General features: G+C 62.8%; 15 protein-coding genes. 5 read left to right on the forward strand and 10 right to left on the reverse strand.

Going from position 1 to position 13,614, the window contains the following annotated elements:
• Window positions 1-67: 67 nt before the first annotated feature.
• Entirely contained in the window at window positions 68-712 is a 645-nt protein-coding gene (nadD, locus tag NIBR502773_RS11620; RefSeq protein ID WP_065910068.1) for a nicotinate-nucleotide adenylyltransferase, read from the reverse strand.
• Window positions 712-1,977 carry a glutamate-5-semialdehyde dehydrogenase gene (locus NIBR502773_RS11625; RefSeq protein WP_141156098.1) on the reverse strand — a complete coding sequence of 422 codons (1,266 nt, stop codon included), beginning with the start codon at window positions 1,975-1,977 and terminating at the stop codon, window positions 712-714. Before NIBR502773_RS11625 ends, nadD begins: the two co-directional genes overlap by 1 nt.
• A 175-nt stretch (window positions 1,978-2,152) precedes the next feature.
• On the opposite strand from NIBR502773_RS11625, the gene NIBR502773_RS11630 reads away from it, so the two are divergent.
• Both NIBR502773_RS11630 and NIBR502773_RS11635 read left to right on the forward strand, forming a co-directional pair.
• Entirely contained in the window at window positions 2,153-2,836 is a 684-nt protein-coding gene (locus tag NIBR502773_RS11630) for a DNA-3-methyladenine glycosylase (RefSeq protein ID WP_065938369.1), read from the forward strand.
• Between the two features lie 25 nt (window positions 2,837-2,861).
• Window positions 2,862-4,178: a bifunctional DedA family/phosphatase PAP2 family protein gene (locus tag NIBR502773_RS11635; protein ID WP_141156099.1), complete on the forward strand. Its 1,317-nt coding sequence runs from the start codon at window positions 2,862-2,864 to the stop codon at window positions 4,176-4,178.
• Here NIBR502773_RS11635 and NIBR502773_RS11640 read toward each other — a convergent pair.
• The 4 genes from NIBR502773_RS11640 to NIBR502773_RS11655 form a co-directional block, all read right to left on the reverse strand.
• Window positions 4,172-4,387: a hypothetical protein gene (locus NIBR502773_RS11640; RefSeq protein ID WP_141156100.1), complete on the reverse strand. Its 216-nt coding sequence runs from the start codon at window positions 4,385-4,387 to the stop codon at window positions 4,172-4,174. The genes NIBR502773_RS11635 and NIBR502773_RS11640 overlap by 7 nt on opposite strands.
• A gap of 100 nt (window positions 4,388-4,487) precedes the next feature.
• Complete coding sequence (locus NIBR502773_RS11645; protein ID WP_065938371.1) at window positions 4,488-5,078, reverse strand: LON peptidase substrate-binding domain-containing protein; 591 nt, start codon at window positions 5,076-5,078, stop codon at window positions 4,488-4,490.
• A 21-nt stretch (window positions 5,079-5,099) separates the two neighbouring features.
• Entirely contained in the window at window positions 5,100-5,816 is a 717-nt protein-coding gene (locus NIBR502773_RS11650) for an LrgB family protein (RefSeq protein WP_027605228.1), read from the reverse strand.
• Complete coding sequence (locus tag NIBR502773_RS11655; protein ID WP_065924885.1) at window positions 5,813-6,166, reverse strand: CidA/LrgA family protein; 354 nt, start codon at window positions 6,164-6,166, stop codon at window positions 5,813-5,815. The genes NIBR502773_RS11650 and NIBR502773_RS11655 overlap by 4 nt, the downstream gene beginning before the upstream one ends.
• A 165-nt stretch (window positions 6,167-6,331) precedes the next feature.
• On the opposite strand from NIBR502773_RS11655, the gene NIBR502773_RS11660 reads away from it, so the two are divergent.
• The 3 genes from NIBR502773_RS11660 (at window position 6,332) to NIBR502773_RS11670 (ending at window position 9,282) form a co-directional block, all read left to right on the forward strand.
• On the forward strand, window positions 6,332-6,787 hold the full coding sequence (locus NIBR502773_RS11660) for a MaoC family dehydratase (RefSeq protein WP_027605226.1): 456 nt from the start codon (window positions 6,332-6,334) through the stop codon (window positions 6,785-6,787).
• A gap of 105 nt (window positions 6,788-6,892) precedes the next feature.
• The gene (locus NIBR502773_RS11665) at window positions 6,893-8,611 is read left to right on the forward strand and encodes a C13 family peptidase (RefSeq protein WP_027605225.1); all 1,719 of its coding nucleotides are present in this window, start codon (window positions 6,893-6,895) and stop codon (window positions 8,609-8,611) included.
• Window positions 8,612-8,640: 29 nt separating this feature from the next.
• On the forward strand, window positions 8,641-9,282 hold the full coding sequence (locus NIBR502773_RS11670; protein ID WP_141156101.1) for an oxidoreductase: 642 nt from the start codon (window positions 8,641-8,643) through the stop codon (window positions 9,280-9,282).
• A 37-nt stretch (window positions 9,283-9,319) separates the two neighbouring features.
• On the opposite strand, the gene NIBR502773_RS11675 is transcribed toward NIBR502773_RS11670, so the two are convergent.
• From NIBR502773_RS11675 to NIBR502773_RS11690, 4 genes are all read right to left on the reverse strand, one after another.
• Complete coding sequence (locus NIBR502773_RS11675) at window positions 9,320-9,604, reverse strand: YceK/YidQ family lipoprotein (RefSeq protein WP_027605223.1); 285 nt, start codon at window positions 9,602-9,604, stop codon at window positions 9,320-9,322.
• On the reverse strand, window positions 9,597-10,226 hold the full coding sequence (gene ubiX / locus NIBR502773_RS11680) for a flavin prenyltransferase UbiX (RefSeq protein WP_027605222.1): 630 nt from the start codon (window positions 10,224-10,226) through the stop codon (window positions 9,597-9,599). Before ubiX ends, NIBR502773_RS11675 begins: the two co-directional genes overlap by 8 nt.
• A complete protein-coding gene (mpl, locus tag NIBR502773_RS11685; protein WP_053138137.1) occupies window positions 10,223-11,572 on the reverse strand; it encodes a UDP-N-acetylmuramate:L-alanyl-gamma-D-glutamyl-meso-diaminopimelate ligase in 1,350 nt (449 codons plus the stop codon). Before mpl ends, ubiX begins: the two co-directional genes overlap by 4 nt.
• A gap of 73 nt (window positions 11,573-11,645) precedes the next feature.
• Window positions 11,646-13,541 (reverse strand): sigma-54-dependent Fis family transcriptional regulator, encoded by a 1,896-nt coding sequence (locus tag NIBR502773_RS11690; protein ID WP_141156102.1) that lies wholly within the window; start codon window positions 13,539-13,541, stop codon window positions 11,646-11,648.
• Window positions 13,542-13,614: the final 73 nt, after the last annotated feature.

Genomic DNA, 13,614 nt, shown 5'->3' on the forward strand with positions numbered 1-13,614 from the left:
AAAACTCGTTTTGCTCGTATGTTCGGGCGCTCGCTGCACGAGTGTTCGTGCGTTCAAGCGCGCCTTTTCAGTTCGACGCACGGTAAAGTCCGTGCGCATCGATGTAGGCCAGGACCGCGTCAGGCACCAGGAAACGTACCGACTTCCCGCTGGCCAGCAGTTGACGGATCTGGGTGGCGGACACCGCAAGCGGGGTCTGCCAGACGAATGCAATATTCCCGTTCGGCCCGGTCAGGGCCAAGGGGTCACTTACCGACCGCGCAGCCAGCAGGTTGCGCAAGGCATCCGGCGGTTCGCTGTCGGCATCCGGGCGTTGCAAAACCAGGATGTGGCAGTGCTGGAGGAGTTCCTCCCAGCGATGCCAAGAGGGCAGGCCGCAAAATGCGTCCCAGCCCAAAAGCAGAAACAACTGGTCATCCGCGGCCAACTCGGCGCGCATCAGCTCCAGGGTGTCGACAGTGTAGGACGGTTTATCGCGCTTGAGCTCACGATCGTCCACCACCAGCGGCGGTATGCCCTCTACGGCCAGGCGTACCATTTCCAGGCGCTGCTGCGGCGACACCTGCGGGGTATCGCGGTGGGGCGGCCGGAAATTAGGGATCAGGCGCAGCTCATCCAACGCCAAGGCATCCGCGACTTCCAGGGCACTGCGCAAATGGCCGATGTGCACGGGGTCGAAGGTACCGCCGAGCAGCCCGATGCGTTTAGCCATCAAGTGCGCACATGACCGTCGCCGAACACCACGTACTTCTCGCTGGTCAGGCCTTCCAGGCCAACCGGACCGCGTGCGTGGAGCTTGTCGGTGGAGATGCCGATCTCCGCCCCCAGGCCGTACTCGAAGCCGTCGGCAAAGCGCGTCGAGGCGTTGATCATCACCGAAGCGGAGTCCACTTCGGTGAGGAAACGCCGGGCATCGCTGAAATGCTCGGAGACAATGGCGTCGGTGTGCTTGGAGCCGTACGTGTTGATGTGTTCGATGGCCTGTTCCAGGTCGTCGACGATGCGGATCGACAGGATCGGCGCCGTGTACTCGGTGTACCAGTCCTGTTCGGTGGCTTCGATCACGTCCGCGCCCAACAGCGCACGGGTGCGCTCACAACCGCGCAGCTCCACGCCCTTGTCACGGTAGATGGCAGCCAGCGGCGGCAGCACGCGCTCGGCAATGCCGACGTGCACCAGCAGGGTTTCCATGGTGTTGCACGGCGCGTAGCGGTGGGTCTTGGCGTTGTCGGCGATGCGGATCGCCTTGTCGATGTCGGCGGCGATGTCGATGTACACGTGGCACACGCCGTCCAGGTGCTTGATCACTGGCACCTTGGCATCGCGGCTGACGCGCTCGATCAGGCTCTTGCCACCGCGCGGCACGATCACGTCGACGAATTCCGGCATGGTGATCAGCGCGCCGACAGCGGCACGGTCGGTGGTTTCCACCACTTGCACCACTTCGGCCGGCAACTCGGCCACGGCCAGGCCCTGCTGGATGCAGGCGGCGATGGCGCGGTTGGAATTGATCGCCTCGGAACCGCCACGCAGGATGGTGGCGTTGCCCGACTTGAGGCACAGGCTCGCGGCGTCGATGGTCACGTTCGGGCGCGACTCATAGATGATGCCGATCACGCCCAGGGGCACGCGCATCTTGCCGACCTGGATACCGGACGGCAGGTAACGCATATCGCGAATTTCACCGATGGGGTCAGGCAGCTTGGCCACCTGACGCAACCCTTCGATCATGTCGTCGATACGTGCCGGCGTCAGCGCCAGGCGGTCCAGCAAGGCGGGCTCGAGGCCATTGGCGCGGCCGTTGGCCAGGTCCAGTTCGTTGGCGGCAGTCAGCTCGAAGCGCGAAGCGTCCAGAGCATCCGCGGCGGCCAGCAGGGCACGGTTCTTCTGCGCGGTGCTCGCACGGGCGATCAACCGCGAGGCCTGACGGGCAGCGCGACCCAGGCGGGTCATGTAGTCAAGAACGGACTCAGTCATGGTCAGGGAGTCTTGGCAAAGAGGAAAGCGGCAGATTATAGCTGTGACGCCGCCCGACTGACAGCGGTGAGGGGCGGATGGTCGAAATGAACTGTAAAAACCTGGGGTTCAGCCGTAATTAAGGTGGGAGTTGTTATTATTCCGTCACATTTAGCCGTATTAACCCCAGGCCACCATGCCCAGTTCTTCGCCCCAACTCCCCGCCAGCGCCCTGCCCGACAGCTTCTTCGACCGTGACGCGCAAATACTCGCGCGAGATTTGCTTGGAAAAGTCATCCGCCATCGCGTCGGCGATAGCTGGCTTTCGGCGCGAATTATTGAAACCGAAGCCTATTACGTGGCCGAAAAAGGCAGCCACGCCTCACTCGGCTACACAGAAAAGCGTAAGGCTTTGTTTCTGGATGGCGGGCATATCTATATGTACTACGCCCGTGGCGGCGATTCGCTGAACTTCAGCGCGCAGGGGCCGGGCAATGCCGTGCTGATCAAATCGGCCTATCCCTGGGTCGATGAGACCTCCGGGCCCGCCAGCCTGGCGCAGATGCTGCTGAACAACCCGAATGCCGACGGCAGCCCCCGCGCGTCGCAGAAGCTGTGTGCCGGCCAGACGTTGCTGTGCAAGGCGCTGGGCCTGAAGGTGCCGATGTGGGATGCCAAGCGCTTTGATCAAGAAGGGCTCTATGTCGAAGACGTCGGCCAGACACCGATACAGATCATCCAGACCACCCGCCTGGGCATCCCCAGCGGCCGTGACGAGCACTTGATGTACCGCTTCGTCGATGCTGGCTATGCGCCCTACTGCACGCGGAACCCGCTGCGCCGGGGCCAGGTCGAAGGCCGCGACTATTTCCTGATTTGAATCTGTGGCGATGGAGTAACGATTTATGGGCCAATGGCTCGATAGCATTACCGGCTGGCTGACCCTCAACCCGCAATGGCTGGCGGCGGCGGTGTTTATCGTCGCGTGCGTGGAATGCCTGGCCATTGCCGGGCTGATCGTGCCGGGCACGGTGCTGCTGTTTGCCATTGCGGCAATGGCTGGCAGCGGCGCCTTGTCCCTGAGTGAAACCCTGCTGCTGGGGTTCCTGGGAGGCTTGTTGGGCGACGGGGTTTCCTACTTCCTGGGCCGACACTTCCATCAGAACATCCGCCGCCTGCCCGGCCTGCGCCACCACCCGGAATGGATGAACGGCGCGGAAACCTACTTTCACAAATACGGCATCGCCAGCCTGCTGGTGGGACGTTTCATCGGACCATTGCGGCCAATGCTGCCGATGGTGGCCGGGATGTGCGACATGCCGTTTCCGCGTTTCGCCCTGGTCAGCCTGCTGGCGGCAGCCGGTTGGTCGGTCGCCTACCTGCTGCCAGGCTGGGCAACCGGCGCCGCGTTCCGCCTGCCATTGCCGGAAGGGTTCTGGCCTGAGGCGGGTGTTGTTACAGCCTGCCTGGCAGCCATGCTGGGACTGAGCCTGCACACCAGCGTGCGCGGCCATCGTCGCGCGACCTTGTGGATAGGGTGCGCCAGCCTGACATTATTGATCGCTCTGTTTATCGGCTATACCCACCTGGATGACTTTGACCAGGGCCTGAGCGCGCTGGTACAGGAACATCGCAGCCCCTGGCTGGACCACACCATGGTGATGGTGACCCAACTGGGTGAGTTCAAGAAAATGTTCTTCGCCAGCGCCGTATTCACCGCGCTGCTGCTACTGGCGCGGCAATGGCGTCATGCCGTGTTTGTCGGCGCAACACTGGCCGGGGCGGCGGTGATCAATACCGGGACCAAACTGTTTTTCGCCCGTGGCCGCCCGGAAATCCTCACCGATCCATTAACCAGCTTCAGCATGCCCAGCGGCCACGCCTCCGGTGCGTTTGCGTTTTTTCTGGCGTTGGCGGTGCTGGCCGGTCGTGGACAACCCACGCGCCTGCGTCTGACCTGGATGTTGCTGGGCTGTATTCCTGCGGCCTTCATCGCACTGTCACGGGTCTACCTCGGCGCCCATTGGCCCACCGACATCCTGGCTGGCACGCTGCTGGCAATGACTGTGTGCGCATTCAGCCTTACCGTCTGCCAGTACCGCAGCCCACTGCCGCCGATGCCGCAGAAGGCCTGGTGGCTGGTATTACCCGCGGTGGTGGCGGTGCTCGGTTTCATTGCCTTTACCGGCACCCCCCACGCGCTGCTCAGGTATGCCTATTGACCCTGGGCCGGACCGAGCCAGTCAACGGGTGCGGCGCGGCGTTCAGTACACCGCTCGCGTCGTTCCAGCAACATCTCATCCGCTATTTCCGCGGCGCGTTCAGCGATGTATTCCGGACCGCGCTTGGCGTCCAACCGCAGCAATTGCACGGCAATACTGCCAAAAAAAGCGTCCCAGGCTGCCTGCTCCGATTGCGCTAGCCGAATCATGCTCATCCCCGATCATTGTTGAGTGATCGGCGACTATTTCAGCCCTCGCACCGGGAGCAACGAAGAAACGTCTGAACGAGGTGCAGGACTGATCCGAAACTCAGGTGAACAACTCCCCCTGAAGCTCATCGAGCAGCATCTGGATCGCATCCAGCCGCTGCTGCGGGTCGTCGAGTTGCAGCAGGTCGATCTTGTCGGCCTCAGTGAACGGCAAGAGATAAGCCAGTTGATTGCCCAAGGCTTGCTGGCCATCGGCGTGAGTGTCCATGTCCAGCGACGCGACCATCGGGTGTTCGGCCAGGGCCTGGAGCAAGGCCAGCAGGTCGGCATCCTCTTCTTCCAGCGCCTGGTCCGGCAGTTCTTCCAGCCATTGCACCTCGGCCACCAGCAGCTGGTCCTTCTGCACGCCGGCGTCTCGCACGCGGAAGCGCCGCCCGCCTTCGACGCGAATCCCCAGCAGGCCGTTGTCCTGCTGCTTGAAGTCGCGAATCAACGCTTCGCAGCCGATCAAGGCATAGCCATCCGGGGCCATGCCCACCTCCTTGCCATCGAGGATGCACACCACGCCGAAGCTTTCGCCCTTTTTCATGCAGCGGCTGATCATGTCCAGGTAGCGCGCCTCGAACAGTTGCAGGTCGAGGATGCAGCCAGGGAACAGCACGGTATTGAGGGGGAACAGCGCCAGACTCATAAAGGCTTCCTTAAACCCGGTTTAAACAATCACTGACACGGCCAGCGGCAGGAATACCGCTGTGGCTACGCCCATCAGACTCATGGCCAGCGCCGCAAAGGCGCCACACTCTTCGCTTTCCTGCAGGGCCACCGAGGTGCCGACGGCGTGGGCGGTCATGCCCAGCGCCATACCGCGCGCCTCGGGACTGTGCACCCCAAGACGCGAGAGTAACGCCGGGCCAACCATCGCGCCCACCACCCCGGTAATCAGCACAAACACCGCCGCCAAGGCTGCCACACCGCCGATCTGTTCGGCCACCAGCATGGCAATCGGCGAGGTCACCGACTTCGGTGCCATGGTCATCAACATCCTGTGTTCGGCGCCGAACCACCAGCCCAGCAGTACGCACAGGCCGGTGGCCAACACGCCGCCTATCACCAGCGTAGTAAAAATCGGCCAGAACAATTGCCGAATCCGCCGCAGGTTCAGATAGAGCGGCACCGCCAGGGCCACCGTCGCCGGGCCCAGCAGGATCCCCATGATCTCCGTGCTCTTGCGGTACTCGGCGTAGCTCAGGCCGCACGTGAGCAACACGCCGATCACCAGCAGCATGGAGACCAGCACCGGTTGCAGGAAAATCCAACGGGTTTTCTCGAAACCCGCCAGCACCAGCTGATAGGCGCCCAGGGTGATCCCGATACCGAACAGCGGGTGATGAATCACCGCCGTCCATGCGCCGTGCCAGTCGAAGATCATTGATCCTGCTCCTTGCGCTTGACCATGCGTTCCATCAACAGCCCGACAAAGCCCATGGCGATCACCAGCGACAACACCAGTGCACCGACGATGGCCCAGAAATCGGCGGCAATATCCCTGGCATACACCATCACCCCCACCGCCGGCGGCACCAGCAGCAACGGCAAGTAGCGCAACAGACTGCTGGCCGCCAGGCTCAGGGGCTCGCCGACTTCGCCACGCCAGATCAGGAACCCGAGCATCAACAGCAGGCCGATGATCGGCCCCGGTAGTACCGGCACCAGCAAATGATTGATCGCCGTGCCGATCAATTGAAACAGCACCAGCCATGTCAGACCACGTAACAGCATCCGTCCTCTCCCCCCTCAAGACCCGCCCGCATTATAAGCATGCCCGCCCTATGCTCCGGCATTCGCCAAAAGCATGGTGGGTTGACCGGGCTGGTTGGCCATGATGATCTACATTGGTTCTCTGTAACCCATAACAACAGCACCGATGAACCAAGGAGAGACGCAATGCCCTATGTACCCGTAGCGCAGCTCAAAGATTATGTCGGCAAGGAACTGGGACGTTCCGAATGGCTCACCATCGACCAGGCACGTATCAACCTGTTCGCCGAGGCCACTGGCGATCATCAGTTCATCCACGTCGACCCGGTCAAGGCCGCGCAAACCCCGTTCGGCAGCACCATTGCCCACGGCTTCCTGTCGCTGTCGCTGATGCCCAAGCTGATGGAAGATATCCTGATCGTGCCCGAAGGCCTGAAGATGGCCGTCAACTATGGCCTGGACAGCGTGCGCTTTATCCAGCCGGTGAAAGTCAATTCCAAGGTGCGCCTGAACGTGACGCTCACCGACGTCACCGAGAAAAAGCCCGGCCAATGGCTGCTCAAGGCCACCGCCACCCTGGAAATCGATGGCCAGGAAAAACCCGCTTACGTCGCCGAGTCGTTGTCGCTCTACTTCGTGTAAGCCCATCCCTGTGGCGAGCCACTGAAACTCGCCACAGGGTATGTAAATTTATGTATGAATCTCGCAGCTGCGGCATACTCGGCGCTCAATTATCCGGATCCCGCTATGCGCCCACTCGCTCCCCTTGCCCTTGCCCTGTTGCTCACCGCTTGCGGAGACGGCGAATCGCTGTTGCCGCCCGATGCGCGCCTGCCCGATGGCGGTCGTTACCGGGGCGATGTGGTCAATGGTCTGCTGCAAGGCCAGGGCCGCGTGGATTATCCCAACGGCAGCTGGTACGCCGGGCAGTTCGACAAAGGCCAGTGGCACGGCCAGGGCGAATGGCATGGCAGCAACGGCGAAGTCTATAAAGGCCAGTTCCAGCAAGGTCTGTTCGATGGCCAGGGCAGCCTGACCACGGCCGGCAGCCACTATGTGGGCGGGTTCAAGAACGGTCGGCGCAACGGCGAAGGCACCCTCAAAGAAGGGCAGATGACCTATCGCGGCGAATTCAAGGACGACCAGTATTCCGGCCTCGGCCGCCTGGAACTGGCGGATGGCAGCCAGTATCAGGGCCAGTTCGCCCACGGCAAGCCGAACGGTGAAGGCCAGCGCAATGACGACAGCGGCAACCAATTCAGCGGGCACTTCGTCGACGGCCAGTTGGAGGGCAACGGTACATTCAACAGCGCCGACGGCGACATCTATGTCGGCCAGTTCAAACAGAACCAGCTCAACGGCAAGGGCCGTTATGAAAACGCCGATGGCGACGTGTGGATCGGCCAGTTCAAGGAGGGCGCCCTCAGCGGCAAGGGCGAGTTGATCGGCGTCGACGGCAGCCACTACGTCGGCCAGTTCAGCGACTGGCGCTTTACCGGCGAAGGCCGCCTGAACCTGACCGACGGCAGCTTCTATATCGGCGGCTTCGACAGCGACAACTATCAAGGCCGCGGCACCCTGGTACTCACCGACGGCACCGTGCAGGCCGGTACCTGGGTCAACGGCATGCGCGTGCGTGATGCCGACGGCAAGCTGTTGCCCGACCCACTGGAAATCGGCGTACTGGCCCAGGGCCGCCTGCTGGACACCGCCCTCGCCGCCGTGCCTGCCTCCACCTCGGCCGTGGAGCTGTACACCCTGGCCGTGGCCGGCGACGGTAAACAAAGCGTGTTCCTGCGCGAAGCCGATTACGTCAGCAATATGCTCGCCACCCGCTTCGGCGCCCGTGGGCAGATCCGCCTGGTCAACCACCGCGACCATATCGCCGACCGACCACTGGCCACCCGCGAAAGCCTGCGCCGGGCCGTGCAGACCCTGGCCGAGCGCACCGGGCCGGAAGACCTGGTGTTTATCTACATGACCAGCCACGGCACCCACGAACACGAACTGGTGCTGGATCAACCGCGCATGGAGCTGGCCGACCTGCCTGCCGATGAACTGGCCGCCGTGCTGGCGCCGCTGAAAAACCGCGACAAGATCGTGGTGATTTCAGCCTGCTACTCCGGCGGTTTCATCCCGGCCCTCAAAGACGAACGCACCCTGATCATGACCGCCTCGCGCGCCGACCGCGTGTCCTTCGGCTGTTCCGAAGAGGCCGACTTCACCTACTTCGGCGACGCCCTCTTCGCCCAAGCCTTCAACCAGACCGACGATTTGCAGCAAGCCTTCAAGCTGGCGCAGCTGCATGTGAGCGAACGCGAACAGGCAGACAACTTCGAAGCGTCCGAACCGCAGATCTGGGCCCCCAAAGGCGTGATCGCCCATTGGCAATTATTACGCAAACAGCAGGCACGAAAGGCGCTGGAAAGCGTCTCAATGAATAGCAAGGAAGCCAAAGGCAACTAAGCTGTAACGTGTAACGAGGGGGAAACACCATGTACCTGACACCTCAGCATATCCTGCTCGCTGGCGCCTCTGGCCTGACCGGCGAACACCTGCTCGACCGCCTGCTCAACGAACCCACCGTGACCCGCGTGCTGGCGCCCAGCCGCAAGCCGCTGGCCGAGCATCCGCACTTGGAAAACCCGGTGGGCGACCCGACGGTGTTCCTGCCGCAACTGAGCGGCCAGGTGGATATTGCCTTCTGCTGCCTGGGTACCACCATCAAGAAAGCCGGTTCGGAAGAAGCTTTTCGTGCCGTCGACCTGGATATGGTCGTGGCCTTTGCCAAGCGCGCGCGGGAGATGGGCGCGCGGCACCTGATCGTGATCAGTGCGATTGGCGCCGACCCGAAATCCTCGGTGTTCTACAACCGGGTCAAAGGGGAAATGGAACAGGCACTCAAGGCCCAGGACTGGCCGCAACTGACCATCGTGCGGCCTTCGTTGCTGCTGGGGGAACGGCTGGAGCCCCGTTTGGCCGAGCAACTGGCCGGGCCGCTGTCACGGTTGATTCCGGGAAAATACCACGGCATTGAAGTCTGCGAACTGGCCCGGGCCATGTGGCGCCTGGCGCTGGAAGAGCAGGACGGGGTGCGGGTGGTGGAGTCGGACGAACTGCGCAAGCTCGGTAAGTAAGGCCTCCCACATTAGTTTTGTGGTGCCCAGGTCAGCGCTAGAGCCCGCCCGTGGCGTTAAATCCCACACCGAGCACCGTCAACACTGACAGCGGCAATAAAAGCGTGTCGAGCAACGCGCTGGCTGGCAGGTCGACGCCGGGGTAGCTGGGCGCCTCGGCACCAAACCGGTCCTTGGCGCAGCACCCTCCGTTCATTGCATACAAATCCAACCGCGTGCCGGCATACACCACCGGCGCGCCGGGCTGCGCGGCGTCCAGGGTCCGCGCGGTGGCGCAGCCGGCCAGTTGCAGCGCCAGTATCACCAACAGCGCCTTATTCATCGCTGCTCAAATGGTGTTCGCCCCAACGCGGCAGCATGTCCTGGGGGATATTCAACAGATTGAGAATGCGCGCCACCACGAAATCCACCAGGTCATCGATGGTCTGCGGCTGGTGATAGAAGCCGGGCGACGCCGGCAGGATGGTCACCCCCAGGTTCGACAGCTTGAGCATGTGCTCCAGATGAATGCTCGAGTACGGCGCCTCGCGCGGCACGAGGATCAACTGGCGACGCTCCTTCAACGTCACGTCGGCGGCGCGTTCGATCAGGTTGTTGCAAGCGCCGGTAGCAATCGCCGACAGCGTACCGGTGGAACACGGCACCACGACCATTGCCGCCGGCGCACCGGAGCCCGAAGCCACCGGCGACATCCAGTCTTCCTTGCCGTAGACCTTGATCTGTCCCGCCGCCGCACCGGTGTACTCGGTGAGGAAGGCTTGCATCATCTGCACCTTGGCTGGCAGCGCGACATCAGTCTCGGTGGCCATCACCAACTGCGCGGCCTTGGAGATCAGAAAGTGCACCTCACGGTCTTCACGCACCAGGCAATCGAGCAGGCGCAAGCCATAGGGCGCGCCGGATGCGCCGGTCATCGCCAGGGTGACGCGCTCCGGGCCACTCATTTCAGGGCCTCGGCCAGTTTGCCGTGCAAGCCGCCGAAGCCGCCGTTGCTCATCACCACCACATGGGTGCCAGGCTTGGCCTGGTGCTTGACGAACGCAATGATGCCCTCGATGGAGTCACAGACTTTCGACGGCACCGTGCACTGCGCCGCAATCGCCGGCAGGTCCCAGCCCAGGTTGGCCGGGGCATACCACACCACCTGGTCGGCATCGTTAACGCTTTCCGGCAGGCCGTCGCGGTGTGCGCCGAGCTTCATGGAGTTTGAGCGCGGCTCGACAATCGCAATGATCGGGGCATCGCCAACGCGTTTGCGCAGGCCGTCGAGGGTGGTGGCAATGGCCGTCGGGTGGTGGGCAAAGTCGTCGTAGATGGTAATCCCATTCACGTCGGCGACCTTTTCCATACGGCGCTTCACGCTTTTGAATGCGCTCAACGCAGCAATGCCCATGGAAGGCACCACGCCCACATGCCGCGCGGCCGCCAGGGTGACCAAGGCATTGGCGACGTTGTGCTGGCCAGTCATGTCCCACTCGACGATGCCTTGGGCCTCGCCTTCAAACAGCACTTCAAACCGGGAACCGTCTTCACTGAGCAACTTGACCTGCCATTGCCCACCCGCGCCGGTGGTTTGCACCGGGGTCCAGCAGCCCATCTCGATCACGCGTTGCAAGGCCGGCTCGGTGGTCGGGTGGATGACCAGGCCTTCGCTCGGAATGGTGCGTACCAAATGGTGGAACTGGCGCTCGATGGCCGCCAGGTCGGGGAAGATGTCGGCGTGATCGAACTCAAGGTTGTTGAGGATCGCGGTGCGCGGACGGTAGTGGACGAATTTGGAGCGCTTGTCGAAGAACGCACTGTCGTACTCGTCGGCTTCGATCACGAAGAACGGCGTATCACCCAGGCGCGCCGACACCGAGAAGTTCTGCGGCACGCCGCCGATCAGGAAGCCCGGGCTCATGCCCGCGTGCTCCAGCACCCAGGCGAGCATGCTGCTGGTGGTGGTCTTGCCATGGGTGCCGGCAACGGCCAATACCCAGCGCCCTTGCAGCACATGGTCGGCCAGCCATTGCGGGCCGGACACGTAAGGCAAGCCTTTGTTGAGCACGTATTCGACAGCCGGATTGCCCCGGGACATGGCATTGCCGATCACCACCAGGTCCGGCACCGGGTCGAATTGCGCCGGGTCGTAACCCTGGGTCAGCTCAATGCCCTGGGCCTCGAGTTGCGTGCTCATGGGTGGGTAAACATTGGCATCGGAGCCCGTTACGTGATGGCCCAGTTCTTTGGCCAGAACCGCCATCGAACCCATGAAGGTGCCGCAGATACCAAGAATATGAATGTGCATAGTCGACCTCGTAAACATCGAGGCAGGTTAGCGCAGGGGGGCGAAAATCGCACTCTTTAGCTGTAGGACCGATCTATGGCGCCGCCCGTGCAATACCGTGCCGGCGCAGCTTTCTATACAACGTGTTACGGCTGACACCCAGCTGCTCCGCCGTATGGGTCATGTGCCAGCGTTGTTGCTCCAGGGCCGTGAGCAGGGCGAGTCGCTCGGCGTCGCCCAGGGGCGACTCTGCAAGCCTGGTCTCGGCCACAGCTTGCGGCCGTGCCTGGCGAATCAACGCGGGCAAATCCTCAAGGCCGACCCGCCCGTCGTCACACAGCGCCGCCAGCGTACGCAACACCGTGCGCAGTTGCCGGACGTTGCCGGGCCAGGGGTAGGTCAGCAGCGCCGAACGCGCCACCGGGTCGAGTTGTAGACTCTGCCCGCCCGCCTCCTGCGCCAGCAGGAAATCCAGCAACTGAGGCTTATCGCTGCGTTCACGCAACGCTGGCAAACCGACTTCCAGGCCGTTGAGCCGGTAATACAGGTCTTCCCGAAAACTTCCGTCCTGCACGCGCTCCAGCAAATTCCGGTGAGTCGCGCTGATAATTCTGACATCAACCGCCTGGGGCTCACCGCCGATGGGCACCACCATGCGGTCCTCCAGCACCCTTAACAGGCGCGTCTGCAGCGCCAACGGCATATCGCCGATTTCATCGAGGAACAGCGTACCGCCGTCTGCCTGTTGCAACTTGCCCTGCATGCCGTCCTTGCGCGCGCCGGTAAAGCTGCCGCCGCGATAGCCGAACAGCTCGCTTTCGATCAGGCTTTCCGGGATGGCGGCGCAGTTGAGGGCAACGAACGCCTTGTCGGCACGCTGGCTGGCGTGATGCACCGCCTTGGCGAAGGCCTCTTTGCCGGAGCCGGTTTCGCCGTTGATCAGCAAGGGCACATCGCGCTCGAATACCCGCAGCGCTTTGCGGAAGTCGCTCTGCAGCGCCGGGTCGCCGAGGCAGATACCGGCCAGGCGCACGGGCTCAGGCTTGGCGATGGGCGCGGGCACACTGCGTGATTGACCACGCAAGGCCGCGAACAAGTGCCGGCCATCCCGCGTGCGCAATGGCCAACTGGCGGTGGCATTGGCACTGGCGCGACCGAGCAGTTGGTCCAGGGAACACTCGAACAACGCCTCCACCGGTTGCCCCAGCAACCCGCCACGCACCTGCCCCAGCAGGTTGAGTGCGCTCTGGTTGACGGCACATATCCGCCCTTCGCCGTCAAACGCCAACAACCCTTCGCTGAACAGGCCCACCGACTCGGCCTGCAGGTGAAAGCGCAGCAGCCAATGGTTTTCGAAGTGACGCAGGAAGTAGCAACTCTCGATCATCTTCGCCGACAGGTTGACCAGCGCCATGGTGTGGAACTGGCTCTGGCGCGACACCTCCTCCCGGGCCGACGACACGTCCAGCACCGCCAAGAGGTCGCCGTGGGGGTCGAACACCGGGCTCGCCGAACAGGTCAGCCCGGTGTGGCGCCCACGAAAATGTTCATCGCGATGAATGGTCAACGACTGGCGTTCCACCAGGCAGGTGCCGATGCCGTTGGTGCCCTCGCACGCTTCGCTCCAATCGGCACCGAGCCACAACCCGGCGCGTTCGAAAATCTTGCGCTCGGACGGCGCCGTGACACAGTTGAGGATCACCCCACGGGCATCGGTCAGCAGCACCGCATGGCCCGCGCCCGACAGCTGCTGGTGCAGGCTGTTCATCTCGCTGCCGGCGATATGCAGCACCTGTTGCAGGCGCTCGCGGCTTTCCAGCAGACGGCCGTGCTCAAGCACCGTAGGGGCGATGGTCTGGGCAGGATCGAGGTGGTAGTCCTCCAGGCAGCGCAGCCAGGATCGGGCGATGGACGGGTCACTCGACGGGTCGCGCCCACGGGCCACAGTGAGGACTTGCTGGGCATGGCGACTGAAATGATCGTTGTGCATGTTCTTATTATTCTCCCTGCGTGAGAGCCCCCAGCATCCCCCAGGCACCCAGCCAATGCAATCCCGGACCGAC

Source organism: Pseudomonas sp. NIBRBAC000502773 (assembly GCF_006517195.1).
Lineage (GTDB): Bacteria > Pseudomonadota > Gammaproteobacteria > Pseudomonadales > Pseudomonadaceae > Aquipseudomonas > Aquipseudomonas marginalis.